Raw genomic sequence first — 21443 nt, 5'->3', positions numbered from 1 at the left:
AAACTCGGGATGCCGCCCCCGCCCGCACCGCGCGGGCGTCGGTCAGTCGCTGGCCGCTGCATGATCCGACACTCGTCGAGCCTATCCAGTGCCGATATGCCGCCCGTGCGCACGGCATCCGTTGAGCCGGACCGGATGACCCGCCTAGTGTGGAAGGCCATGGTCACGTTCTGGAACCTGCCCGTCGCCGTCAACGCTGTGATCGCGCTCGTGATCGCCGCGGCGATCGTGGTCGCGGTCGCCTACCTGTTCACCTGGGTTCTCGCCACCGTCGGACGCGATCGCCCCTGGGTCATCCTGCTCAAACGGCGCACGCGCGTGCCGTTCGTCGTGGTGACCTCGGTCATCCTCGCGTGGGTCTCCCTGCGTCTGACGCTGCCCTATCGGGGCGATGCCGCCGAGGTGTTCCGGCACGTGTTCGTCGTGCTGCTGGTGCTGTCGATCACCTGGGCTATCGGCTCGGCACTGGTCTTCGCCGCCGACCTCGGGCTCGCGCGGTATGCGACCGACGGCTCTGACGGCTGGCAGGCACGGCGAGCACGCACCCAGGTCGCGGTCGTGCGGCGGCTCATCGGCGCCGGAACGGTCATCATCGGCGTCGGCGCCGCATTGCTGACGATCCCCGGCATCGGCGCGATCGGCACGACGCTTCTCGCTTCGGCCGGCTTCTTGTCGGTGGTTGCCGGCCTTGCCGCCCAGTCGACGCTGAGCAACGTGTTCGCCGGGATGCAGCTGGCCTTCAGCGGTGCCATCCGGCTCGAAGACATCGTGGTGGTCAACGCCGAATGGGGCTACATCGAAGAGATCACCCTCACCTACGTCGTCGTGCGGGTCTGGGATGAGCGCCGGTTGGTGCTGCCCTCGACCTATTTCACGCAGCAGCCCTACGAGAACTGGACGCGGGAGTCGACGGCCGTGCTGGGCACTGTCTTCTTCGACCTCGACTGGGGAGTCGACATCCCGCGCATGCGCACGAAGCTCGACCGCATCCTCGCCGAGAGCGGGCTGTGGGACGGCGCCGCCTCGTCACTGCGGGTCACCGACACCGTCGGCGGGTACGTGCAGGTGCGGGCGCTGATCAGCGCTGCCGACGCCTTCTCGATGTTCGATCTGTCGCGCACGGTGCGCGAAGAGATGCTGCTCTGGCTGCAGAAAGAGAACCCCGAGGGCCTGCCGCGCACCCGCATCCAGACGATCGAACGCGACGGCGAGGCGTTCCCCAAACCTGCCCGTACGCCCCGCGCCAAGACCGATGCCGACCAGCGATCACGCGGCGATGAGACCAAGCCGCTGCGCCTGGCCGACATCGAGGCCGCGCAGGCCGCGGCATCCCGCGACGACGAGATCTGATCGAGCCTGGTTCAGGGCACGAGCCGGCCCAGGGCGTCTTCGACCGTGAAGGCGACAGCGTCGGTGCCGGCCAACTCCGACCGGAACTGCAGCGCGCGGTCGGGGTGATCTGTCACGATGCCGTCGACCCGTGACCGCAGAAAGCGGCGCAAACCGTCGTCGTCGTTCACCGTCCACACGTACACGGCCTTGCCCTGGCGATGCGCCTCGGTCAGGAAGTCGGTCGTGAACGAGGCCTGCTCGATGACGTAGAAGTCACACGGGCTGGCCGGCACGCCTCCGCGACTGACAGCGATCGTGAGCCCGACCCGCAACTGCGGCCGCAGCCGCTTCAGCTCGACGACCACGTCCGGGTCGAGCGAGTGGTACGTCTCATCATCGGTGACCCCGAGCCCGTCGAGCACCGCGAGGAAGTCTTCGACGAAGTCGGGATGCTCGTGCCCGGTCACCTTGAGCTCGATCAGCAGCGGCATCCCGAGTTCGACGGCGCGGCGCACATACTGCTGCATCGTCGGGATGGTGTCTTCGAAACCGCCCTCGCGCACGCGCGTCGAGGTGACCTCGGCGGCGGTCATGTCGTAGATGTTCTGGTTGCGCCCGGCGACCATCAGCAGGTTCGTGTCGTGCGAGGCGACCCAGACCCCGTCCTTCGTCTGCTGCACGTCCATTTCCACCGCGTCTGCCTGCGCTGCCGCGGCCGCGTCGAGCGCGCTCAGGGTGTTCTCTACACCTCCGCCCGAGAACCCGCGGTGGCCGATGACGATGGTGTCGCTGGGCTGGGCGGGGCTTGCCAACGCTGCCGAGACAGAGGTGGATGTCGCGACCGTGAACACAACTGCGACGGCGGCCAGCGACACCCAGCGCCGTCGGGTGGGAGAGGGTACACGCGCGAGGCGAGCACGTTCGGGGTGCGCGGCGGCCGGGGCGCCGAGAGTGTCGGCGACGAACATGTTGATCGCGGTGACCGTCGCCCAGGCGATGAGGACGAGACCGATGGTCTTCACGATCCCCGTCGCCACGCTCACCGCGGCCGTGTCGAGCTCGAGACGGGTGAATCCCACGACGAGCTCGGCGAGCCCGGATGACAGGGCCCACGCGAGCCCGGCGGGCACGCCGATCATCACCACGACGCGAAGCACCCGCCACCGGGCAGTCATCCGCAGGCTCTCGCGCATGGCGGCAAGCGGAGGCATCCGGCGCAGGAACATGACCGGGACGGTGTAGATGAGCCGCGCGTTGACGAAGACCAGCGCCAGCGCCGCGGCGAGGTAGATGGCGCTGCCCAGCGGCGACTTCAGGTATTCACGGGTCACGAAGGGCGGGACCGCGATGCCCTGCGTGACCGCGGAGAACAACCCCAGCCCCGTGACCGGCGCCAGCACGAGCAGATAGACCGACAAGATGAGCACCTGCGGATGCCACACGACCCGCAGGTTGCGCGCCGCGTCGCGGACCATGCCGCGCACGCTCAGCACCCGCCCGCGATGCTGCCGCGCCGAGATCGCGAACAAGGCGGCCAACTGCAGCAGCACGGCGGCGAGCATGACGATGAGCACGACGGCCAGGATGAGATCGGCGACCGGGTCGGCCAGGAGCGTGCCGATGTTGTGATCGGTCACGTTGGTCAGACCGGCGTGCGAGAGCGCGAGGCCGAACAGAAACCCGATCGCCGGCACCGCGACACCGGCGCTGAACGCCTGGATGAGCACGATGCTCCAGATGCTCTCGGCGAGACCACGGTGGGCGGCCTGCCAGACGTGTGAGAGGTGCGCGCGAATCTCGAGCCGAGGGGCTCGCGTCTTCTGCATCAACGCGCTCACGAGAGGACAGGATATCGGGCCTGGACGAGGGGATGCTGAGGGCCGGGCGGAGATCTCACCAGCGGAGGAGATCTCACCAAAGGAGGAGACAACGGCCCCATCCTGTACTCGTTTGGTGAGATCTCCTCCTTTCGTGAGCGTGATGCCACCGTCGGCGAGATGCCGCGGTCAGCGGCATCCCACTCACGATTTGACGCCCCTCAGCTCGCGATCAGCTCGCGCTCGAGGCGTGCGTAGCTGGTCTCCATACCGTCGACCATGCCTGTCGCCAGCACCGCGTCGCGGGTTGCGGCATCCGGGTACTCCACCAGCAGGGTGAGCAGCGTCGCGCCGTCTTCTTCGTACAGCTGCAGATCGTTGATCGTGGTCGGGTAATCCGTGCCGGTCATGTGCTCGGTGGTCACCGCGCGCCGCGGGGCCTCGGCGACAAGGGTCACCCCGTCGAACCCGAACGCCTGCCCCTCGATGCCGTCCTCGGGTTCCCAGGCGTAGCGGTAGGCGCCGCCGGGTGCCGGATCGATCTCGCACACCGTCATCCGCCAGCCGTCGGGGCCCAGCAGCCAGCGCTTCATCAGCTCGGGCTCGTGATGCGCGCGCCAGACGAGCTCGCGCGGGCCGTCGATGAGCCGCGTGATGCGCACGTGCTGGTCGTCGAGCACCTCGATCTGGGTGCCCTTGACCGCGGCGTAGGCACGCAGATCTTGCAGCACGGCGTCGAGCTGACCCATCGCCAGACGCGTGCCCTCGACCATGCCCATCTGCACAGCCTGTTCGAGCGAATCGGCCGACGTGAAGTAGGTCTTGCCATTCAGCCGCGTGCCGGTCGGGGTCTCTTCGAACGCGAACACCATGCGCATCGGATCGATGTCGCCGGTGAGGTCGCCGTCGGCATCGGCGAATCCGTCGAGCACTTCGAACGAGCGTGGCTCATCGATGCTCAGGAACTCCCAGCGACCGCGCGAGACCTCGCCCTGGGGACTGGTCATGTAGTACTGAGCGAGGCCACCAGGGGCGAAGTCGAACCGAGTGAAGGTGGCCGGCCAGCCAGGAGGGCCCCAGAAGCGTTCGAGCTGGCGTGGGTCGGTGAACACCTTCCACACGCGATCGAGCGGGGCGTCGAAGTCGGCGACGATGTTCATCGTCAGCGTGTCGGCGTCAGCAGAGATATCGGTGACGGGCATGATCATTCCTCTTGTCAGGTGCTTTCTCGGTCTTCGGCCAGCAGCGCGTCGAGCCGGTCGATGCGGCCGCGCCACAGGTCTTGGTAGCGCTCCAGCAGGTGCTGGGCGCGGGCGATGACGGCGGGATCGGCCCGCACGAGCCGCTCCCTGCCTTCGGCGCGCTTGACGATCAAGTGCGCCGCTTCGAGAACGGCGACGTGCTTCTGCACGGCGGCGAACGACATGTCATAGTCGGCGGCCAGTGCCGACACCGACTGTTCGTCGGTGACGGTGCGCCGCAGGATGTCGCGCCTGGTCGCATCGGCGAGGGCCCGGAAGATCCGGTCGACGTCGTCGTCGCTGAGTTCATTTTGTACAACCATTTGGTTGTAGATTAGGCGAAGCAGGATGCCGCGTCAAGGGGTTGGTGGTGTCGCAACGACTCACTCGACGGACGAGTTCGCAGAGTGCGTCGCGGTGATCGTGACACTCACCGCGTCGCCGCCTCGACAGCGGCACGATAGCGCCCTGCGAGCAGATCGATGTGCGCGACGAGTTCGGGCGGATCCTTCACCGTGAAGTCCAGGCCCAGCATCCCGATGTAGACGGCGATCGTCTCGTAACCGTCCGCACCTGTCGCCAATGCCGAGGTGTGCTCATCGAGGACCTCCACAACGCCGACTGTCGGATCAATGCGCGACAAGACCTCCTTAGCCGGCGCGTGCACGACGATCCTGGCGTGCACACGCCATCCGGCGCCGGCGACTCCTCTCAGCACAAGAGTCGACGCATCAGCCGGCAGTTCGCGAGGTGGGAATGGGCGGAAGGTGCGAGCGCGTGGCTGCATGCGATCGAGGCGGAAGGTGCGCCAATCGTCGCGCTCGAGATCGAATGCCACCAGATACCAGCGACCACGCCAGCTGACCAGGCGATATGGCTCGACCCGACGACTCGCGGGCTCCTCGGCGGAGCCGTTGGCAGAGAAGCGCACATAGTCGAATCGCAGCCACTCATGCTCCTGGATCGCCATGGCGACAGCGGTCAGCGTCTCCGCGTCGACGATCGCAGGGTCGGCTCCGCGAGTCGACGGCACCGGAACCTGTGTCGCCGTGCGGAGAGCGGCGACTTTGGCGCGCACGTGGCTCGGGATGACCTGTTCCAACTTCGCGAGGGCGCGTTGAGCGCTCTCGCCCATGCCGGCCATCTGACTCGTCCCGACTGTGGCCAGTGCGATGGTCGTGGCCACCGCCTCGTCATCGTCGAAGAGCAACGGCGGCATGTTCGCCCCGGCGCTGAGCCGGTAGCCACCGGCGGAACCATGGCGGGCATCGACCGGGTATCCGAGCCGGCGGAGGCACTCGATGTCGTTGCGAACAGTGCGTGTCGACACGTTGAGCCGCTGAGCCAGCTCGGCGCCAGGCCAGTGCGGCTTGGACTGCAGGAGCGAGAGGAGGCGGAAGAGCCGCGCGGACGTTTCCAACATTCATTCAGGATGCCAGCACAAGCGGAAGCAGGTGTTCCTATTGCCGAAATAGCCTCGTCACATGACACACACGACAGCGTTCACGCCGCAGACCACAACCGTCCGTTCCCGCGAGACCTCGACGCACGACGAGTCCGTTCGTCCGTTCACGGTGGCGATCCCGCAGGTTGAGATCGACGATCTCAACGACCGGCTCCTCCGCACCCGCTTCGCTCCCTCCGCGCCGGGCGACGATTGGGCATACGGCGTTCCCACATCGTGGGTTGCTGAGCTCGTCGAGTACTGGCGCACCGAGTTCGACTGGCGCGCACTCGAAGAGAAGATCAACGCCGTCCCCCACTTCCTCACAGAGATCGACGGGCAGCAGATCCACTTCATCCACGTGCGCTCCCAGGAGAAGAACGCGCTCCCCATCGTGCTCACGCATGGCTGGCCGGGATCGTTCCTCGAGTTCATGGACATGATCGGACCGCTCACGGATCCAGTGGCGCATGGCGGTCGGGCAGAGGACGCGTTCGATGTCGTCATCCCCTCGGTTCCCGGCTATGGCTTCAGCTCTCCGCTCATCGAAGGAGGGTGGTCATCGGCCCGGATCGCCGCGACCTGGGACACACTGATGAAGCGGCTCGGATACGAGCGCTACGGGGCACACGGCGGTGACGGCGGATCGCTCATCGGTCGCGAGTTCGGACTGCTGAACCCGATCGGTCTGGTCGGCACGCACGTGCTGCAATTGTTCTCCTTCCCGTCCGGCGACCCCGCAGAGTTCGAGAAGCTCAGCCAGAAGGACCATGAGTCGCTCGCCACGCTCGCCAACTTCCAGGCGCGTGCGGGTTTCTCTGCGATGCAGTCCACCCGGCCGCAGACTGTGGCTCACGCCCTGTCCGACTCGCCAGCCGGACTCCTCGCGTGGAACGAGCTGATCGTCGGGTTCGGTGACGGCAACCTTCTCAGCCGCGACCAGGTGCTCGGGAACGTCGCACTGTACTGGTTCAGTAATTCGGCTGGATCAGCCGCCCGTCAGTACTACGAAGACGCCAGAGTCACCGACCCCAGCGCTCCCGCCGTTGTGAATGATGCGCCGACGGGCGTCTCCGTCTTCGCGAACGACTTCCGCACGATCCGGGCGTTCGCTGATCGGGAGAACAGCAACATCGTGTACTGGTCGGAGCATGACGAGGGCGGTCACTTCGCAGCAATGGAGGTACCCCTGGCGCTGACGGAGGACCTCAGAGAGTTCTTCTCCGCACTCCGCTGACCACATGACTGAGGCGGGCCCCGTGAGCAGGGTCCGCCTCAGCGCCATGCGGCGAGTGCGCAGTGGACTCCATTGAGTGACATTCAGTCGCACGAGCGTTTCGGAGTTCGGCTTCTCAGCTCCCTCGATCCACCGAGTGGGGTCGCATGGAACAGCTGTGCGGGAGCCTCCGTTGCGACGGGATGCTCGATGCGTCCGTCGATCGAGTGGCCGTAGGCGGCGCGGATAGAGACGCCGTCGTACTCGAAACGACGCTTCGGCGATTCGGCGACGACCCGCTCGATGTCATCGATCGTGATCGGCGTGTGCAGGGCTTTCGCGACGGCCTCGCGAACCTTCTCGAGGTCCGCCCAGCCAGCGGCATCCAACAGCAGTCCGTACTCTTCGGGAGCATGGCGGAGCGCGTGCGACATCGTCTTGCTCAGCGTCACGTCATTGGTCATCGGCTTCGTCCTCGGCAGCGAACGCGGGTGCCCCATTCCGTGGCGGTCGCGAACAGCACACGGCGCCCCGCGCGTGGCTGCGACGAGACACTGCGCGTCGATCACATGAAGCTACTCTAAAGAGTTTAGAGTAGCTTCATGTCAACCAACGAGGTCGATCGCGCACTCAACGCCGATATCCGTCAACGCGCGGCGCAACTGCTCGCGCTTCCTGAGGACCAGTGGTTCGAGCGCAAATCTGTGCGCATCGCCCCTAAGGACCTCGCGAAGACCCTGTGCGCAATGGGGAATGCGGAGGGCGGCACGGTGATCATCGGTCTCAGCAACGGCGCTGTCGAGGGGACTCGGAATCACGCCAAGTCGGTGAACGCGCTGCGCCAGGCCTCCATGGACCACACTTCGCCCCCGGTGCGCACGCATTTCAGCACCGTCGGTTGCATCAACGATTTGCAAGAGCTGGACAATCTGCTGATCGCACACGTGCAGCCCGGTGAAGCCGTCCACGAGATGACGAACGGGGATTGCTACCTTCGCGTCGGCGACGAATCGCGGAAGCTTGGGTTCGCCCAACGACAGGAACTGCACTTCGACCGCGGGGTGGCGCAGTTCGACGGATCCCCCGTCTCCAATATGACGCCTGCAGACCTGGACCCCACTCTTCTGAGGAACTATCGCCTGAATGCCGGCTTCAGCGGCACGAACACCCAACTCCTGCGCAACCGCGGGCTGCTGGCATCGACGGGCGATGTCACCGCGGCCGGGTATCTTCTGTTCGCGCCGAACCCCACCGAGGGCTTCCCTCACGCTGTCATCCGTGTCGTTCGATATCGCAGCACAAGCCGGGGATCGGGGGCGAATCTCAATGTTGAGGCTGGTTTCGATGAGCGCGTCGAAGGTCCCATCCCGACGGCAATCGGTCGCGCACGTTCGCTGATCGATGCCTGGCAGCCTCGGCGAACTCGACTGTTGGGTGGCACCTTCGTAGATGAGCCCGTCGTCCCTCCCGACGCGTGGATGGAGGGGCTCGTCAATGCTGTCGTCCACCGCTCCTACAGTCTGGCTGGCGACCACGTGCGTGTGGAGATCTTCCCGGACCGCATCGAGATCACTAGCCCCGGGCGGTTCCCCGGTCTGGCCGATCCGACACGGCCACTCGACATCAGCCGCTATGCGAGGAATCCGCGCATAGCGCGAGTGTGCACAGACCTCCGGATCACGCGGGAGCTGGGTGAGGGCATTCGCCGCATGTTCGAGGAGATGCGCGATCGAGGCCTCACTGACCCGGCGTACAGACAAGGCACCGGGTCCGTCACGCTCACACTCTCGGCCCAGTCGCGCCTCCCTGAGGACGTTCTGCAGCGGCTCCCTCGAGGAGCGTCCGATACGCTCAGCGCCCTCCGGGCGACCCACCAGCCGTTGGGAACCGGTGACCTGCTGGAACTGACAGGCCTCAGCCGTCCCACACTCGTCAAGCAACTCAACGCGCTTCGAGCTGAAGGGCTGGTCCAGTGGACCGGGAGGTCCCCTAAAGACCCGCGGGCCATGTGGGAGCCAGCAGAGTAGACGCGAATCTGCGGGCCGAGTGACCGGCTGGAATACTCGACGAGTGAAGAAGTTCGTTCTCCTCGACCACGACGGGGTCCTCGTCGATACCGAGCCCTGGTACTTTCGCGCGGGTCAGCGCGCCCTTGCTGAGGTGGGCGTGTCGGTTGATCTGGACTCGTACCTGCACGACATGAGCCTGGGTCTGGGCACGTGGCACCGCGCGCGAGCCGCCGGAGTCGATGACGAGACCCTGGATCGGTTGCGCCGCCGTCGCAATGACTACTACCAGGAATACCTGCGGACCGAAGACATCGAGATCCCCGGCGTCATCGAGACGCTTGCCGAGCTTGCAGAGCACGCGCGCATGGCCATCGTCACGACGTCGAAGCGCACGGACTTCGACCTCATCCACGAGAAGCGTCAGATCGTGCCGTTCATGGAGTTCGTCCTCACCCGCGAGAACTACGAGCGCGCCAAGCCCGACGCCGAGCCCTATCTGGCCGGGCTGCGGCGTTTCGGCGCGACGGCGGCCGAGACGCTCGTCGTCGAAGACTCGTCACGGGGTCTGAGTTCTGCGGTCGCCGCGGGGATCGACTGCGCCGTCGTGCACAACGAGTTCACGAAGACACAGGATTTCTCGCGGGCGACCCACCGCATCCAGTCCCTGCGCGAGCTGAAAGGCATTGTTCTCGGCGACGAATGAGAGGCGGGATGCCGCGGCTCCGTCGCGCGCTACCCGTATGAGGTTGCCGCGCCCGGCTCCTCAGAAAGGTACTCGGGCGCCACGCCATCGGCGAGAAAGATGTACGGTCCCGCCGCGAAGAGGGGATGCCCGTCGGCACGGAACCTCGCGGCCTCGATCGTGAGCAGGACAGGGTTGGAGGCCTTGCGCTTCCCGACCCGGAGAGCCACGTCGCGGTCGACGGCAAGGTGCACGTACTGCCGTCCCATCGCCCGCAAGCCCTCGGTGCGGATGGCGGGCAACACGCTCGGTGCCGTCGCATGGAACAGCTGTGCGGGAGCCTCCGTTGCGACGGGATGCTCGATGCGTCCGTCGATCGAGTGGCCGTAGGCGGCGCGGATAGAGACGCCGTCGGACTCGAAACGACGCTTCGGCGATTCGGCGACGACCCGCTCGATGTCATCGATCGTGATCGGCGTGTGCAGGGCTTTCGCGACGGCCTCGCGAACCTTCTCGAGGTCCGCCCAGCCAGCGGCATCCAACAGCAGTCCGTACTCTTCGGGAGCATGGCGGAGCGCGTGCGACATCGTCTTGCTCAGCGTCACGTCATTGGTCATCGGCTTCGTCCTTCGCTTGCTGCTGCCTGTACTCTTCTTCGTCTCGCACCCACTCGGCGTTCACCTCTTCGGCCTCTTCCATGAAGTCGTCGAAGTCATCCCAATAGCCGCGGTTCTCCCAACCGGGGCTTGCGAAGGTGTGCACGATATACACCCGCGGGTTGCCTGCCGTGTCGGTACCGTCGAAGCAGAAGACGTCGTCGCTGCCGCCGTTCTTGGCGAATGGAATCAAGGGAGGCCGCGCCGGGTACTGCTCTTTGATGGTCTGCACCCAGAACTGCAGCCACTCGTGATATTCGAAGAGCCACTCCCATGGTTCGATGTCGGGCGGTTCTTCTTGTCGAAGGATTGCATCGAAGCTCGCCGGCAGAGTAAGGCCCGGAGGGCATAGGGCGGTGAATGTTTTCAGTCTCTCGCTCATCGCGGAGCGCTCTGGCGGTGGCTTCATCGTCGTCACTCGTCTTTCGCTTCTTCGCGCAACCACTCGGCGTGTTCTTCTTCTGCTGCCTCCATGAACACATCGAAGTCATCCCAGTAGCCGCGGTCTTCCCAGCCGGGTGACGCGAATGTGTGCACGATGTACACGCGTGGGTTGCCCGTCGTGTCGGTCCCGTCGAAGCAGAAGACGTCGTCATTGAGATCGTGTTTTGCAAAGGGCACGAGTGCCCGCGAGGGATACTGCGCCCTGATTGTCTTCGACCACGAGCCTTCATGGCCTCGATACGGATAGAGCCAACGCCATGGGTAAATATCGACCAACGCAGGCTCGCGCAAGAGCACGAGAAACCGCGCGGGTGCACGAAAGCCAGACGGCATCACTGCCTGAAATTCTGCGATTCGCTCGCCTATCGGCATTACGTGGAACCCCGCCATCAGCCCCTCCCCGTCACGCGAGGCAACTCGAACGAGCCGCTCGGGTTCGCTCCCGCCCACTTCGTCCCTTGTTTCGCTACACGTATGTCGACGGCACCGCCCCAGGTTGAAGGCGTTCCATGCTGCAGTGACTCGAACCGGTCCACTTCGGCGGCGTTCAAGGCCTCGTCGAGATCATGCACGTTGGCATACACATCCGTTCCCAGTTCGTTGGCTGCGAGCAGCCGCGTGTTATCGAGGCTCGTCACGCCGCCGTCGCTCATCTTCACGACGTCGATCGCTTCGCCCTGCCACCCACGCTTTCGCATGCTCGTAAGGATGTCATCGTACGTGTAGACGACTCCGTCGCGTTCCTTGCGATACGAGACCGTCTTCTGCGAGAAACGGATTTCGCCCGGCTTGAACACGGTGCCACTCGGCAGGACGCCTCGTTGATTCTTACCCCACCCAGCGGGCAACGAGCCTCCACCACCGCGCAGCATCCGGCTGATCAGGCCACTGCCCCGCGCGAACAGACCCTTCAGCTCGCCGATGAGCCGGATCAGCTCCTTCAATCCGCGCTGCAGCCGCGTGATGGCGCGCCCTACGGTTGCCGAGAGCGACGCGACCCGAGTGCTGATCTGCCCGATGGTGAACGGCGCGGCGATCCCCAGCGTCAACGCTGTCTCGGCGGCGACAGAGATTGCCGTCCCCACGATCTGCGAGACAGCATCCCGCACCAGATCATGGACGATCTGCACCACCTGCGACGCCACCCGCATACCCGCGCCGATCGCCGCCGCCCAGTCGCCCACCGCGGAAAGATGCCGAGAAGCGTCGGCCGCATAGCTCAGATACGCATCGATCGCCACGCCCGACATGTCAGCGACATCATCGGTGCGGCGCGACAGTGCATCGCCCGACTCATGCATGCGCCCGGCGATGTTCTCCCACGTTTGGGCGAAGGCCTCGACTTCGCCGGCGTTCCCGGTGAAGTCGTCCAGCCACCCCCTCAACGGGTCGACGTGATCGAGCACCCAGCCCAGCCCGTTCGCGATCAACGTGCCGATCGGGTCGATCACCGCCGCGGCGCTGTCGATCACGCCCGAGAACGCAGCCACGCCACCCTCGAGCCAGTTGCCCGACTGCACGGCATCCGCCAACGCCTGCCCGTCTTCGATCAGGAACGCACCCGAGAAAGGCGAGGAGGCCTCGACCGGTGCGGCGACGAGGGAGCCACTCATTCCAGCTCGCCATCCAGCGTCTTCACACCGGCAACGACGAGCCGCTCGAACTCCTCGCCGTCCTCCGCGAGCCCTCGCAGCTGGGTTCCGGTGCGCTGCATCAGCGCTTCGGACGCGTCGATCATCTCTGCCGCCGCCGACGTGACCGCCACACCCGGCGGCACCAGAAAGGAGCACAGCACCCCGAAGGCCCCACCCGAGAGGTGCAATGACCGCGCGGCCGCTGCCGCTTCGCCGACGTCATCGCCGATCTGGTCGACTCTGCGCGCCTGCTCACGCAGCACGTCGAAGTCCCACGCGACCGTCATCGCGCGGTCGCATCCGCCTCGAGCTGTGCGCGCAGCCCGCCCAGCACCGGGTCGTCGTCACCGAGAATCTCGGATGCCGCCGCCAACAGGTTTCGCCGCAGGTCTGTGCGGGCCATCCGCATCGACTCCAGAACCAGTCGAGCGACACCGGCGCCGCCGCGGCTGAGGGCGGCATCGGCGATCCGTAGGTCGACAAGTTCGCCGGTCTGATCGACCTGCACGACCACTTCGCGCCCACGGCCCACGCCACGCGCTGCCGCCGCCGCTTCCTGGAGTCGTGACATCCGCTGCGCCCGCCCCTGCGCCCGACGCACGTCGTCTTCGACCCGAGCGATCGCCTCATCCGCGTCCGTGAACATGGATCCATGCTGGCCGAAATCGCGATCGGGCCTCGAGAGTTATCCACAGGCCGGATGCCGGAGCCTGGCCGACGGTCGGATCCGCCGGGCGCTATCCGCCGAATCCGAGGTACGCGCTGACGGTCTCACGCACCTTCGCCAGCACCGTGGGTGTGACGTACCCGCAGCGTTGGCGAAGGTTTCGGCGATGCACGGTGACGATCTTGTCCGCCTGGATCATCGACGGTTCGGCAAGACCCGTCTGCCTGTTCGCCGCAAGCGGGATGCGCGTGAACGCTTCGGTCGAGTCGGTCGTCACGAGCAGAACTGTGACGTAGTCCAGCTCCGAGAACACATCGCTCGTGATGATCAACACCGGGCGCGGCTTGCTCGTGGGGTTGCCCGCGCCACCGGCGACGGTCCAGAGCTCACCGCGCCGAGGCTCGATCGTCACCGTTCACCCATCACATCGCTCTGGAACTCGTCGAGCAGGGCGGCCGTATGCTCCCGTTCATCGGCGGCGTTGAGCGCAGCCGCCTCCTCCCGGATGCGACGGCCGAACTCGGGACTCGCAAGATCGGGAACCCAATACCGGACTTCCTTATAACCGCGCTGCTTCATCCGCGCTCGATACTCGGTGACACGGTTGCTCATACCACTACGTTACGCGCAATACGTGAAAGTTACACGTAATGCATTCGATGGCGGGATGCCAGAGCCCGGCCATCGCACGCGGCGTAGCCTGGAAGGCGTGACAACTGCTGCCGGCACCTTCGACGTGACCGCCGTTCGAGCCGACTTTCCGATTCTCTCCGAGTCGGTGAACGGCGAACCGCTCGTGTACCTCGATTCGGCCGCGACCAGCCAGAAGCCGCGTGTCGTCCTCGATGCCGAGCGGTCTTTCCTCGAGCACGAGAACGCCGCCGTGCACCGCGGCGCGCACACGCTGGCCGCCGAGGCGACCGAGCGGTTCGAGGATGCCCGCGCCGCCGTCGCCGCATTCGTCGGCGCAGACCCCGACAGCATCGTGTGGACGTCGGGGGCGACATGCGCTCTCAACCTCGTCGCCTATGCGGTCGGCAACGCGAGCCTCGGCCGCGGCGCGGCATCCGCGGTTCGCCTCTCACTCGGCGACGAGATCGTCGTCACCGAAGCCGAGCACCACGCGAACCTCATCCCCTGGCAAGAACTGGCCGCGCGCACGGGTGCCGTTCTGCGGCACATCCCCGTGCACGATGACGGCACCCTCGACCTGGATGCCGCCGCCGAGATCATCGGCGAGCGCACCAAGATCGTCACGTTCTCACACGTCTCGAACGTGCTCGGCATCATCAACCCGGTCGCCGAACTCGTCGCTCTCGCCCAGCGGGTCGGTGCGCTCACCGTGCTCGACGCCTGCCAATCGGCCCCGCACCTGCCGTTGGATCTGCCCGCCCTCGGCGTGGATCTGGCCGCATTCTCGGCGCACAAGATGCTCGGGCCGTACGGCATCGGTGCGCTGTACGGACGCCGCGACGTTCTCGAGGCGCTGCCTCCGGTTGCCACCGGCGGATCGATGGTCACCACCGTCACCCTCGAGCGGGCGGAGTTTCTGCCCGCCCCGCAGAAGTTCGAGGCCGGCACGCAGCCGGTGTCGCAGGCCATCGGCTGGGCTGCCGCCGTGCGCTATCTCGACGCCCTGGGCATGCCGGCCGTGCACGAGCACGAGCGCGTGCTCGAACGGCGACTGCGCGAGGGCATCCGCGGCATCGCCGGTGTGCGACTGCTCGGCGACGCCGACGCAGATCGGGTCGCGCTGTGCGCGTTCGACGTGGACGGCGTGCACGCGCACGACGTCGGTCAGGTGCTTGACGCGCGCGGCATCGCGGTGCGGGTCGGACACCACTGCGCACAGCCGCTGCATCGCCGGTTCGGGGTGACAGCGACCGTGCGCGCGAGCGCGTCGGTCTTCACCACAGAAGCAGAGATCGACGCCTTCCTCGATGCGCTCTCGGGCGTGCGCGCGTTCTTCGGGGTCGGCCGATGAACGGGCTCGAGTCGTTGTATCAAGAGCTCATCCTCGACCATTCGAAGCACCCGCACGGCTTCGGACTCGCTGCCGAAGAGGGTTCGACGGCCACCTCGCATCAGCGCAATCCGGTGTGCGGCGACGAGATCACGCTGCGCGTGCGCGTCGAGGGCGACGTCATCCGCGACGTCACGTGGGAGGGGTCGGGATGCTCCATCTCGCAGGCCTCTGCCTCGATGCTCGCCGTGCTCGTCGATGATGCCGAGGGGATGCCGCGGGCCGAGGCATCCACTCTCATCGCCTCGTTCCGCGAGGCGATGCGTTCCCGGGGCGAGACTGTGCTCGACGAAGAGAGATTCGGGGATGCCGCAGCCCTGTCGGGGGTCTCGAAGTTCACCGCACGCGTGAAGTGCGCGATGCTCGCCTGGGTGGCCCTCGAAGACGCGCTGGCGCGTGCGTAACCCCGAATAGTGGACCCGTTATTAAGGTTTAGGCGGCATAAACCTTGATAACGAGTGCGATAATCGGAGTCCTCGACGACCTCGAACGGCGCATCGCTGCCGCGATGCGAGAGAGCCGGACCCCGTGACATCCGCACCCTGGCGCATCGTCCGGCAGACGCCCGCGGGGTTGCTCGTCTCTGCCGCGGCAACGTGGGTCGCACCCGTGGCGGTCGTCATCAACCGCCTCACCGCGCAGGATCTGCCCGGCACCGTGCCGACGCAGTGGGGTGTCTTCGGGGAGGCGGAGGGGTGGATGCCGCTGCAGCAGTCGTTCTGGTCGGCATTGCTCCCCGCCCTGGTCGGAGGTGTCTTGATCACATTCATCGTGCTCGCCGTCGGTGACGACATCCCCCGTGTGCGCGGCGGGCTCGGGCTGGGAGCGGGCGCCCTGGTGACCAGCGGGATCGGGTTCACGTGGTTCTCGTCGTTGGCAGCTGCCGCGCACGAGACGCCGACGGGCTCATCGCTTCTGGAGGCTCTGGGACCCGCTCTCGCGATCGCCACGGTCGTCTTCGTCGGCGCGGCCGCACCGCGCCGGAGCCGACGCCCATGAATCGGGACCAAAATGGCTGTCGGCGGTGTTGTCCATGAAGACGACCGGCCCAGCGCCAGAAAAGGAGCATGCACCATGACCAGCGGCATCCACGACACCGGAGAGATCCGCCGCGAGCCCGGAACCGAGACGGCCGTTCTTGCCGGCGGTTGCTTCTGGGGAATGGAAGACCTCATCCGCCGTCAGCCCGGTGTGCTCGACACCCGGGTCGGCTACACGGGCGGTCAGAACGACCACGCCACCTACCGCAGCCACCCGGGCCACGCCGAGGCCGTGGAAATCGTGTTCGACCCGACGAAGACGACGTACCGCGACATCCTGGCCTTCTTCTTCCAGATCCACGACCCGTCGACGCTCAACCGGCAGGGCAACGACATCGGCACGAGCTACCGTTCGGCGATCTTCCCGCTCACGCCCGAGCAAGAGCAGGTGGCGCGCGACACCATCGCCGACGTCGACGCGTCGGGACTGTGGCCGGGCAAGGCGGTCACCACGATCGAGCCGGCCGGCCCGTTCTGGGAGGCCGAGCCCGAGCACCAGGACTACCTCATCACGTACCCGAACGGGTACACCTGCCACTTTCCCCGGGCGGGGTGGGTGCTGCCGCGCCGCAGCGCGGCCACGGCCTGAGCTCGCGCGCCACACAGGCTGCCTCGGCGGAAGCGCTCAGCCCGCCACTTCCTGCACGAAGAGCAGCGCTTCCGACGAGATCTGGGTTCGGGCTTCCTCGTCGGTGATCGTCGGAGTGCCGTCGCCCGCCTGAAGCCCGTATGCGCCGAACTGGGCGTGCGAGGCGCCGTCGACCTGCACGAACTCGGCATCGGCGGGCAGATTCGCGCGCGACGCCTCGATCTTCTCGGGTGTCGAAAGGCCGTCGGCTGACCCCGAGAGCGATAGCACTCGCGCGGTCAGCGACTCGCTGAGGTCACTCGCGGGATAAGACGCGAAAAACATCAGCCCCACCGCCGGCGCCGTGGCGGCGGCATCCCGCTCATCCGCCTCGATGGCCGCGACCGTGCCGCCGAGCGAGTGGCCGGCGACGATCCAGCCGGTGACGTCGCTGAACCGCGTGCGTGCGTCGTCGAGGGCCCCCAACGCCAGGAACGCGATGCCGAGAGGCGGCTTGGCGATGACGACGATGTGCCCGGCCTCGGCGATCGGCCGCAGCACCGCAGCGTATGCGCGGCCGTCGACGAGCGCGCCGGGCTGGAAGAAGACGCCGGTGCCGTCGGCAACACCGGCCGGTGTCAGCACGATCTCGGTGGGCGACTCAGTGACGGTGGCAGTGTCATCCGATCGCATCGCGGTCAATGCGGGTTCGAGCGCAGTGTGCGGGCGCAACCAGGCGGTGGCGGCGAGCCATCCGATCCCCAGCGCGATGGCGACGATGCCCACGATCGCGCGCAAGAGGCTGTGTCGCCGTCCGCGCCAGCCGATGAGGGACGTGACGATGGATGCGGCAGCCGTGACCGCCAGCCAGATGAGATAGGCCGGATGCCCGTGAACGACGCCGCCCCACTCGGTCAGGCACGCCCAGGCCACGACGAGCACGCCAGCGGCGCCGAGAGCGACGAGAACCCAGCTGAGCAGGCCACGACTGCGGTCGGGCGCGGTGTGTGCCTCGGGTGCGCTCACGCAGCGGGTCCCGTCAGTGCACTACGGCCGGCGATGAGGCACCAGGCTCCAATCGCCAGAAAGATCGGGGCCGCGAACAGGCCGCACCAGAAACTCGGCGCGGCGACCTCGCGCGGCAGAAAGGCCGCGATGATGGCTATCGCGGTGATCAGCGCCCCGGCCAGGTGCAGCACCGGCTGACCGAACACGACGGCGAGTGCGAAGAAATGGATGCCGACGATCGCGAGGATCAGCGGCGCTATAAGGTCTGACCGGCCCGCACGCGTCGCGATGATCGCCAAGACGATGGCGACCGCCACCTCGACCCAGAACACGATGACATAGAAGACGAATCCCGCAGAGTGCGGGTCGATCGCCGACGGCGTGCGCCAGTTCTTGATCGCGAGCGGAACGCTCAGCGCCGCCAAGGCCAGGCCGGCTGCCGAGAGGACCGCGAGCACGACGCGCCACACCACGTGGGTGGGCGGGTTCTCTTGCGCCCATCCGGCCCAGATGAAGGCGGCGAGGCCGAAGATCGCGCCCGTCATCACCAGGTCGCGGGGATACCCGAGATCGAGCATGGGCGACGTCCTCTCTGGCCGTGTTCAGCATGCCATGGAACGCCGGGCTGCGGAAAGGGGCGGGAGGAGTGCACACGGCGCTCCTGCCCGATGGCCTGGTCGTGGATGCTCGAGAACTGGACTAAGTCCGCTAGACATAGATCTATGTCTGATCCCGTCAACATCCACGAGGCCAAGACGCACTTCTCGCGTCTGGTCGCCGCGGCCTCGGCCGGTGAGACGGTGCTCATCGCGAAGTCGGGGCACACCGTCGCCAAGCTCACCCGCGCTGATGCGACGGGGCGCTCTTCACGACTGGGATTCCTCGCCGGGCAGGCGAGCGTTCCCGACGACTTCAATGAGATGAGCCGCGATGCCGTGGCCGACCTGTTCGAGGGTATGCGGTGATCCTGCTGCTCGACACCCATCTCGTGCTGTGGGCTGCCTACGCGCCATAGCGGCTGCCCGACGACGCGCGGGTCTCGATCGAAGACCAGCAGAACCAGCTACTGTTCAGCGCGGCGAGCATCTGGGAGGTCGCGATCAAGGCGTCACTCGGACGCGACGATTTCAACGCCGATGCGCGTGTGCTGCGCCGTGGCCTCATTGAGAGCGGGTACGTCAAGTTGCCGATCTCGGGTGCACACGTCGCCGCAGTCAGCGACCTGCCCGCCGTGCACCGCGACCCGTTCGACCGCATGCTCGTCTCCCAATCCCGCGTCGAGGGCGTGACACTTCTCACGAACGACGCCCGTGTGGCCGAGTACGGGGCGCCGGTGCGGCTGGTCTGACCGCATTTTGCGCTGTCGATGGGCGCGATGACGCACACGCGTTCACGCGGGACCTCGTCAGTTTGAGGAATCTCCGCTCAGGATCCCGAGGCGTCCTTCAGTCGCTCAGGGAGCCCGCGAAGGGGAGCTTCACATAGTGGATGCTGAACGCCGAGCCAATGAGGCGGAACTCCTGGTGGCTCCGCCCGAAGTCGAAGGGGTTGTCGCTCGGCTTCTGCCAGATGTCGAGACCTTTGCCGAGGTCAATGCGCCAGCCGTGGTCTGTCTCGATTCGGCGATCATGGATCGTGTCGTCGAGTCGCACTGCCAAGCGGACTCCTGCAGCGTCGGATGCATCCTTAATCGACTTGAGCATCAGCAGCTGGCCATGCTTGAACTCGGTCTTCGGCTCCTCTGTGGTAACGAGCACAACGTCGATCTCGTCAGCGTCATCCTTGGCGGCCGCAAGGAGACTGAGCAAGTCCGCAAGGTTGCGTCCCTGGTGGGGCATGCGGATATAAGGATCTGTGATGGTGATCTTGGATGCGCCACGAAGGTAGGGAAGGAGGATCCTGTCGTAGGAGACGCCCTTCTGGCCGGCGGAGAAGTCCCGGTGTCCTTCGGACAAGGGAGCGTCAGTTGGCGGCGATGTTACGACCACTGCTGCGGATGCGGTGCCATCGGATGCGGTGCCATCCACGGTCGCCGTCGGGTCTGACGGCACCTGGGCGGCTACGGCTTCGCCGTCGCCCGAATCGCCGTCGCCGGGAGACGGCGCATACCAGTCCCGCCGGTACAGCTGTGGGTACTGACTCTCTTCCAAGGTCGCGATGTCATGCCATGTGCCTGCCTTGTCGGCGTACCGGAAGCGGACGGGAGTGTCGCGCATGGTGGCGTCGATCCGCAGGATCGCGTCCTTGACGCGTTTGCGACCCTCGATCGCGAACTCCAGCAGCGCGCGAAGCTCGTCCTCGGTGGCCTTACCCGTCGGATGTACGAGCTTCATCAGTCCGGAGAACGTCTTTCGGATGCCGTCCTGATCGCGCGTCGAGATCGAGCTGTCGAGTGAGAAGAAGCCCTTGTATTTGTCGGAGAAGTCCTCTGACCGCTTGGCGCGAAGGATCTCGGCGAGGTAATCGACGACGAACCCGTACCCGGTCGAGAACATTTCTGAGCGGATCGGCTCGACCTCCCAGCCCGGGATGTAGTGATGGATGCGGTCGAGCCAGGCCGGATCCCGATAGGCATCGGGGAGTTCATCGAATAGGTCTGAGTTCTTGAGCATGTAGGGCACGGTGTGCGTCGTGTTGCCGATGAAGGCCATCGACGCCTCGGCGCCATAGATACTGGTTCCTCGCGAGAACGACTTGTTCGCGAGGTAGTTCTTCATCACGTTGACGAGGTTCTGATCAGTGCGCCGGTTCGCGGCGAACTCATCGAACGCGACGCAATCCCAGTAGCCGACCAGACCGATACGTCCGCTGGCGTTGTTGACGAACAACTTGGCGACGGTGACTTCGCCACCGGAGATGAGGATCCCGTTCGGCGAGAACTCGCTGAATGTGTGCGACTTGCCAGTGCCCTTCGGCCCGAGTTCGACGACGTTGTAGTTGCGCTCGACGAACGGGATCAGCCGGGTCAGCGCGATCAGCTTGCCACGGTCGGTGAACTGCTCGGGGTTGAGGCCGATCGACTGCATCAGCAGGTCGATCCACTCCTCGGTCGTGAACTCCTCGCGGGCCGCGTGGTAGTGGTCGATGTCGACGCCCGCGATCTGGATGGGCTTGAGACTGCCGAGGATCCAGGGCACCACCCGCTGGTCATCGGAGTGGAAGTATTCGATGTCGCAGATGCACCAGACTCCGCCGATGAGGAGCTTGGGATTCTGCTTGACGGTGACATCGTCGATGATGACGCCCTTGACCTGGAGATTCTCGAACTCCGCTTCGTGGACGTCGTTCTTCTCGTTGAGGGTGACCGTGACCTTGTCGATCACCCGGTGGCGACCCTTGCGACGAATCTCCGACTTCACGAACATGTGCTCGTTACGGTTGACGTAGTGCGTCGCGAGGATTTGACGAACGCTGTCGATCCCGGCCTGGATCGTCGCTTCGTCGTCCGAGGCCGCATACTGACCCAGCAGATACTCCAGGACGTACGAGGGCACCACCGCGTTACCGCGGACCGCTTTGACGAGATCCTTGCGTACGACGGCGCCAGCGAAATGCTCGTTGATCTTGTCATCGAGCGTGGACTTCACCGGTGCGGCATCCGTCTCCTCCGCGGCGAGTACGTCGATGTCGCCGAGAGCGTCTTCAAGGTTGGTCATGGCTCT

26 protein-coding genes are annotated in these 21443 nt (G+C 65.9%); 10 read left to right on the top strand and 16 right to left on the bottom strand.

What is annotated here, in order from left to right; genetic code table 11:
- Nucleotides 1–96: 96 nt before the first annotated feature.
- Nucleotides 97–1350 (top strand): mechanosensitive ion channel family protein, encoded by a 1254-nt coding sequence (locus tag ET475_RS07310; RefSeq protein ID WP_165310803.1) that lies wholly within the window; start codon nucleotides 97–99, stop codon nucleotides 1348–1350.
- 11 nt (nucleotides 1351–1361) lie between these two features.
- Here ET475_RS07310 and ET475_RS07305 read toward each other — a convergent pair whose 3' ends face one another.
- The 4 genes from ET475_RS07305 to ET475_RS07290 all read right to left on the bottom strand — a co-directional run bounded on the left by ET475_RS07305 (nucleotide 1362) and on the right by ET475_RS07290 (nucleotide 5813).
- Nucleotides 1362–3170 carry a glycerophosphodiester phosphodiesterase family protein gene (locus ET475_RS07305; RefSeq protein WP_129387952.1) on the bottom strand — a complete coding sequence of 603 codons (1809 nt, stop codon included), beginning with the start codon at nucleotides 3168–3170 and terminating at the stop codon, nucleotides 1362–1364.
- A gap of 200 nt (nucleotides 3171–3370) precedes the next feature.
- Nucleotides 3371–4351 carry an SRPBCC family protein gene (locus ET475_RS07300; RefSeq protein ID WP_129387950.1) on the bottom strand — a complete coding sequence of 327 codons (981 nt, stop codon included), beginning with the start codon at nucleotides 4349–4351 and terminating at the stop codon, nucleotides 3371–3373.
- A gap of 14 nt (nucleotides 4352–4365) precedes the next feature.
- Nucleotides 4366–4713 carry an ArsR/SmtB family transcription factor gene (locus ET475_RS07295; protein WP_129387948.1) on the bottom strand — a complete coding sequence of 116 codons (348 nt, stop codon included), beginning with the start codon at nucleotides 4711–4713 and terminating at the stop codon, nucleotides 4366–4368.
- A 107-nt stretch (nucleotides 4714–4820) separates the two neighbouring features.
- Nucleotides 4821–5813 (bottom strand): helix-turn-helix transcriptional regulator, encoded by a 993-nt coding sequence (locus ET475_RS07290; RefSeq protein WP_129387946.1) that lies wholly within the window; start codon nucleotides 5811–5813, stop codon nucleotides 4821–4823.
- 61 nt (nucleotides 5814–5874) lie between these two features.
- On the opposite strand from ET475_RS07290, the gene ET475_RS07285 reads away from it, so the two are divergent.
- A complete protein-coding gene (locus ET475_RS07285; protein WP_129387944.1) occupies nucleotides 5875–7071 on the top strand; it encodes an epoxide hydrolase family protein in 1197 nt (398 codons plus the stop codon).
- An 83-nt stretch (nucleotides 7072–7154) separates the two neighbouring features.
- Here ET475_RS07285 and ET475_RS07280 read toward each other — a convergent pair whose 3' ends face one another.
- Entirely contained in the window at nucleotides 7155–7514 is a 360-nt protein-coding gene (locus ET475_RS07280) for an RNA 2'-phosphotransferase (protein ID WP_165310801.1), read from the bottom strand.
- 138 nt (nucleotides 7515–7652) lie between these two features.
- Between ET475_RS07280 and ET475_RS07275 the strand changes: the two genes are divergently transcribed.
- Both ET475_RS07275 and ET475_RS07270 read left to right on the top strand, forming a co-directional pair.
- The gene (locus ET475_RS07275) at nucleotides 7653–9077 is read left to right on the top strand and encodes an ATP-binding protein (RefSeq protein WP_129387940.1); all 1425 of its coding nucleotides are present in this window, start codon (nucleotides 7653–7655) and stop codon (nucleotides 9075–9077) included.
- A gap of 43 nt (nucleotides 9078–9120) precedes the next feature.
- Complete coding sequence (locus tag ET475_RS07270) at nucleotides 9121–9762, top strand: HAD family hydrolase (protein ID WP_129387938.1); 642 nt, start codon at nucleotides 9121–9123, stop codon at nucleotides 9760–9762.
- A gap of 29 nt (nucleotides 9763–9791) precedes the next feature.
- Here ET475_RS07270 and ET475_RS07265 read toward each other — a convergent pair whose 3' ends face one another.
- From ET475_RS07265 to ET475_RS07230, 8 genes are all read right to left on the bottom strand, one after another.
- Complete coding sequence (locus tag ET475_RS07265) at nucleotides 9792–10358, bottom strand: RNA 2'-phosphotransferase (protein WP_129387936.1); 567 nt, start codon at nucleotides 10356–10358, stop codon at nucleotides 9792–9794.
- Nucleotides 10348–10806: an SMI1/KNR4 family protein gene (locus ET475_RS07260; RefSeq protein WP_340638618.1), complete on the bottom strand. Its 459-nt coding sequence runs from the start codon at nucleotides 10804–10806 to the stop codon at nucleotides 10348–10350. The genes ET475_RS07265 and ET475_RS07260 overlap by 11 nt, the downstream gene beginning before the upstream one ends.
- 5 nt (nucleotides 10807–10811) lie before the next feature.
- The gene (locus ET475_RS07255; RefSeq protein WP_129387932.1) at nucleotides 10812–11231 is read right to left on the bottom strand and encodes an SMI1/KNR4 family protein; all 420 of its coding nucleotides are present in this window, start codon (nucleotides 11229–11231) and stop codon (nucleotides 10812–10814) included.
- Nucleotides 11231–12454 carry a hypothetical protein gene (locus ET475_RS07250; protein ID WP_129387930.1) on the bottom strand — a complete coding sequence of 408 codons (1224 nt, stop codon included), beginning with the start codon at nucleotides 12452–12454 and terminating at the stop codon, nucleotides 11231–11233. Before ET475_RS07250 ends, ET475_RS07255 begins: the two co-directional genes overlap by 1 nt.
- Nucleotides 12451–12762, bottom strand: a complete 312-nt coding sequence (locus ET475_RS07245; RefSeq protein WP_129387927.1) for a hypothetical protein — start codon at nucleotides 12760–12762, stop codon at nucleotides 12451–12453. Before ET475_RS07245 ends, ET475_RS07250 begins: the two co-directional genes overlap by 4 nt.
- Entirely contained in the window at nucleotides 12759–13121 is a 363-nt protein-coding gene (locus ET475_RS07240; RefSeq protein WP_129387925.1) for a YbaB/EbfC family nucleoid-associated protein, read from the bottom strand. The genes ET475_RS07245 and ET475_RS07240 overlap by 4 nt, the downstream gene beginning before the upstream one ends.
- Nucleotides 13122–13212: 91 nt before the next feature.
- On the bottom strand, nucleotides 13213–13554 hold the full coding sequence (locus tag ET475_RS07235) for a type II toxin-antitoxin system PemK/MazF family toxin (RefSeq protein WP_207205434.1): 342 nt from the start codon (nucleotides 13552–13554) through the stop codon (nucleotides 13213–13215).
- A complete protein-coding gene (locus ET475_RS07230) occupies nucleotides 13551–13754 on the bottom strand; it encodes an antitoxin MazE-like protein (RefSeq protein ID WP_129387923.1) in 204 nt (67 codons plus the stop codon). Before ET475_RS07230 ends, ET475_RS07235 begins: the two co-directional genes overlap by 4 nt.
- Nucleotides 13755–13851: 97 nt before the next feature.
- Here ET475_RS07230 and ET475_RS07225 point away from each other — a divergent pair, with 97 nt between their 5' ends.
- The 4 genes from ET475_RS07225 to msrA all read left to right on the top strand — a co-directional run bounded on the left by ET475_RS07225 (nucleotide 13852) and on the right by msrA (nucleotide 16794).
- Nucleotides 13852–15126, top strand: a complete 1275-nt coding sequence (locus tag ET475_RS07225; protein WP_242497797.1) for a SufS family cysteine desulfurase — start codon at nucleotides 13852–13854, stop codon at nucleotides 15124–15126.
- Nucleotides 15123–15569: a Fe-S cluster assembly sulfur transfer protein SufU gene (sufU, locus tag ET475_RS07220; protein ID WP_129387919.1), complete on the top strand. Its 447-nt coding sequence runs from the start codon at nucleotides 15123–15125 to the stop codon at nucleotides 15567–15569. The genes ET475_RS07225 and sufU overlap by 4 nt, the downstream gene beginning before the upstream one ends.
- A gap of 124 nt (nucleotides 15570–15693) precedes the next feature.
- Nucleotides 15694–16164 (top strand): SdpI family protein, encoded by a 471-nt coding sequence (locus tag ET475_RS07215; protein WP_129387872.1) that lies wholly within the window; start codon nucleotides 15694–15696, stop codon nucleotides 16162–16164.
- 75 nt (nucleotides 16165–16239) lie between these two features.
- A complete protein-coding gene (msrA, locus tag ET475_RS07210) occupies nucleotides 16240–16794 on the top strand; it encodes a peptide-methionine (S)-S-oxide reductase MsrA (protein WP_129387869.1) in 555 nt (184 codons plus the stop codon).
- Between the two features lie 36 nt (nucleotides 16795–16830).
- Here msrA and ET475_RS07205 read toward each other — a convergent pair whose 3' ends face one another.
- Together ET475_RS07205 and ET475_RS07200 are read right to left on the bottom strand one after the other, a co-directional pair.
- Nucleotides 16831–17799, bottom strand: a complete 969-nt coding sequence (locus ET475_RS07205; protein WP_129387864.1) for an alpha/beta hydrolase — start codon at nucleotides 17797–17799, stop codon at nucleotides 16831–16833.
- The gene (locus ET475_RS07200; RefSeq protein WP_129387861.1) at nucleotides 17796–18359 is read right to left on the bottom strand and encodes a hypothetical protein; all 564 of its coding nucleotides are present in this window, start codon (nucleotides 18357–18359) and stop codon (nucleotides 17796–17798) included. Before ET475_RS07200 ends, ET475_RS07205 begins: the two co-directional genes overlap by 4 nt.
- A 144-nt stretch (nucleotides 18360–18503) precedes the next feature.
- Between ET475_RS07200 and ET475_RS07195 the strand changes: the two genes are divergently transcribed.
- Nucleotides 18504–18746 (top strand): type II toxin-antitoxin system Phd/YefM family antitoxin, encoded by a 243-nt coding sequence (locus ET475_RS07195; protein ID WP_129387857.1) that lies wholly within the window; start codon nucleotides 18504–18506, stop codon nucleotides 18744–18746.
- A 53-nt stretch (nucleotides 18747–18799) separates the two neighbouring features.
- A complete protein-coding gene (locus ET475_RS07190) occupies nucleotides 18800–19129 on the top strand; it encodes a PIN domain-containing protein (protein WP_207205470.1) in 330 nt (109 codons plus the stop codon).
- 97 nt (nucleotides 19130–19226) lie between these two features.
- Here ET475_RS07190 and brxL read toward each other — a convergent pair whose 3' ends face one another.
- A complete protein-coding gene (gene brxL / locus ET475_RS07185; protein ID WP_129387854.1) occupies nucleotides 19227–21437 on the bottom strand; it encodes a BREX system Lon protease-like protein BrxL in 2211 nt (736 codons plus the stop codon).
- Nucleotides 21438–21443: the final 6 nt, after the last annotated feature.

This window comes from Microbacterium protaetiae (assembly GCF_004135285.1).
Taxonomy (GTDB): domain Bacteria; phylum Actinomycetota; class Actinomycetes; order Actinomycetales; family Microbacteriaceae; genus Microbacterium; species Microbacterium protaetiae.
This window is presented reverse-complemented; position numbering and strand designations above follow the sequence as displayed.

Bases quoted from the DNA above. Each gene is read 5' to 3' on its own strand.
- ET475_RS07240 (WP_129387925.1), bottom strand. From the start codon at position 13,121: ATGTTCACGGACGCGGATGAGGCGATCGCTCGGGTCGAAGACGACGTG.
- ET475_RS07310 (WP_165310803.1), top strand. From the start codon at position 97: ATGCCGCCCGTGCGCACGGCATCCGTTGAGCCGGACCGGATGACCCGC.
- ET475_RS07250 (WP_129387930.1), bottom strand. From the start codon at position 12,454: ATGAGTGGCTCCCTCGTCGCCGCACCGGTCGAGGCCTCCTCGCCTTTC.
- brxL (WP_129387854.1), bottom strand. From the start codon at position 21,437: ATGACCAACCTTGAAGACGCTCTCGGCGACATCGACGTACTCGCCGCG.
- ET475_RS07285 (WP_129387944.1), top strand. From the start codon at position 5,875: ATGACACACACGACAGCGTTCACGCCGCAGACCACAACCGTCCGTTCC.
- ET475_RS07280 (WP_165310801.1), bottom strand. From the start codon at position 7,514: ATGACCAATGACGTGACGCTGAGCAAGACGATGTCGCACGCGCTCCGC.
- ET475_RS07260 (WP_340638618.1), bottom strand. From the start codon at position 10,806: ATGAAGCCACCGCCAGAGCGCTCCGCGATGAGCGAGAGACTGAAAACA.
- msrA (WP_129387869.1), top strand. From the start codon at position 16,240: ATGACCAGCGGCATCCACGACACCGGAGAGATCCGCCGCGAGCCCGGA.
- ET475_RS07245 (WP_129387927.1), bottom strand. From the start codon at position 12,762: ATGACGGTCGCGTGGGACTTCGACGTGCTGCGTGAGCAGGCGCGCAGA.
- ET475_RS07200 (WP_129387861.1), bottom strand. From the start codon at position 18,359: ATGCTCGATCTCGGGTATCCCCGCGACCTGGTGATGACGGGCGCGATC.
- ET475_RS07255 (WP_129387932.1), bottom strand. From the start codon at position 11,231: ATGGCGGGGTTCCACGTAATGCCGATAGGCGAGCGAATCGCAGAATTT.
- sufU (WP_129387919.1), top strand. From the start codon at position 15,123: ATGAACGGGCTCGAGTCGTTGTATCAAGAGCTCATCCTCGACCATTCG.
- ET475_RS07275 (WP_129387940.1), top strand. From the start codon at position 7,653: ATGTCAACCAACGAGGTCGATCGCGCACTCAACGCCGATATCCGTCAA.
- ET475_RS07295 (WP_129387948.1), bottom strand. From the start codon at position 4,713: ATGGTTGTACAAAATGAACTCAGCGACGACGACGTCGACCGGATCTTC.
- ET475_RS07230 (WP_129387923.1), bottom strand. From the start codon at position 13,754: ATGAGCAACCGTGTCACCGAGTATCGAGCGCGGATGAAGCAGCGCGGT.
- ET475_RS07195 (WP_129387857.1), top strand. From the start codon at position 18,504: ATGTCTGATCCCGTCAACATCCACGAGGCCAAGACGCACTTCTCGCGT.
- ET475_RS07290 (WP_129387946.1), bottom strand. From the start codon at position 5,813: ATGTTGGAAACGTCCGCGCGGCTCTTCCGCCTCCTCTCGCTCCTGCAG.
- ET475_RS07300 (WP_129387950.1), bottom strand. From the start codon at position 4,351: ATGCCCGTCACCGATATCTCTGCTGACGCCGACACGCTGACGATGAAC.
- ET475_RS07265 (WP_129387936.1), bottom strand. From the start codon at position 10,358: ATGACCAATGACGTGACGCTGAGCAAGACGATGTCGCACGCGCTCCGC.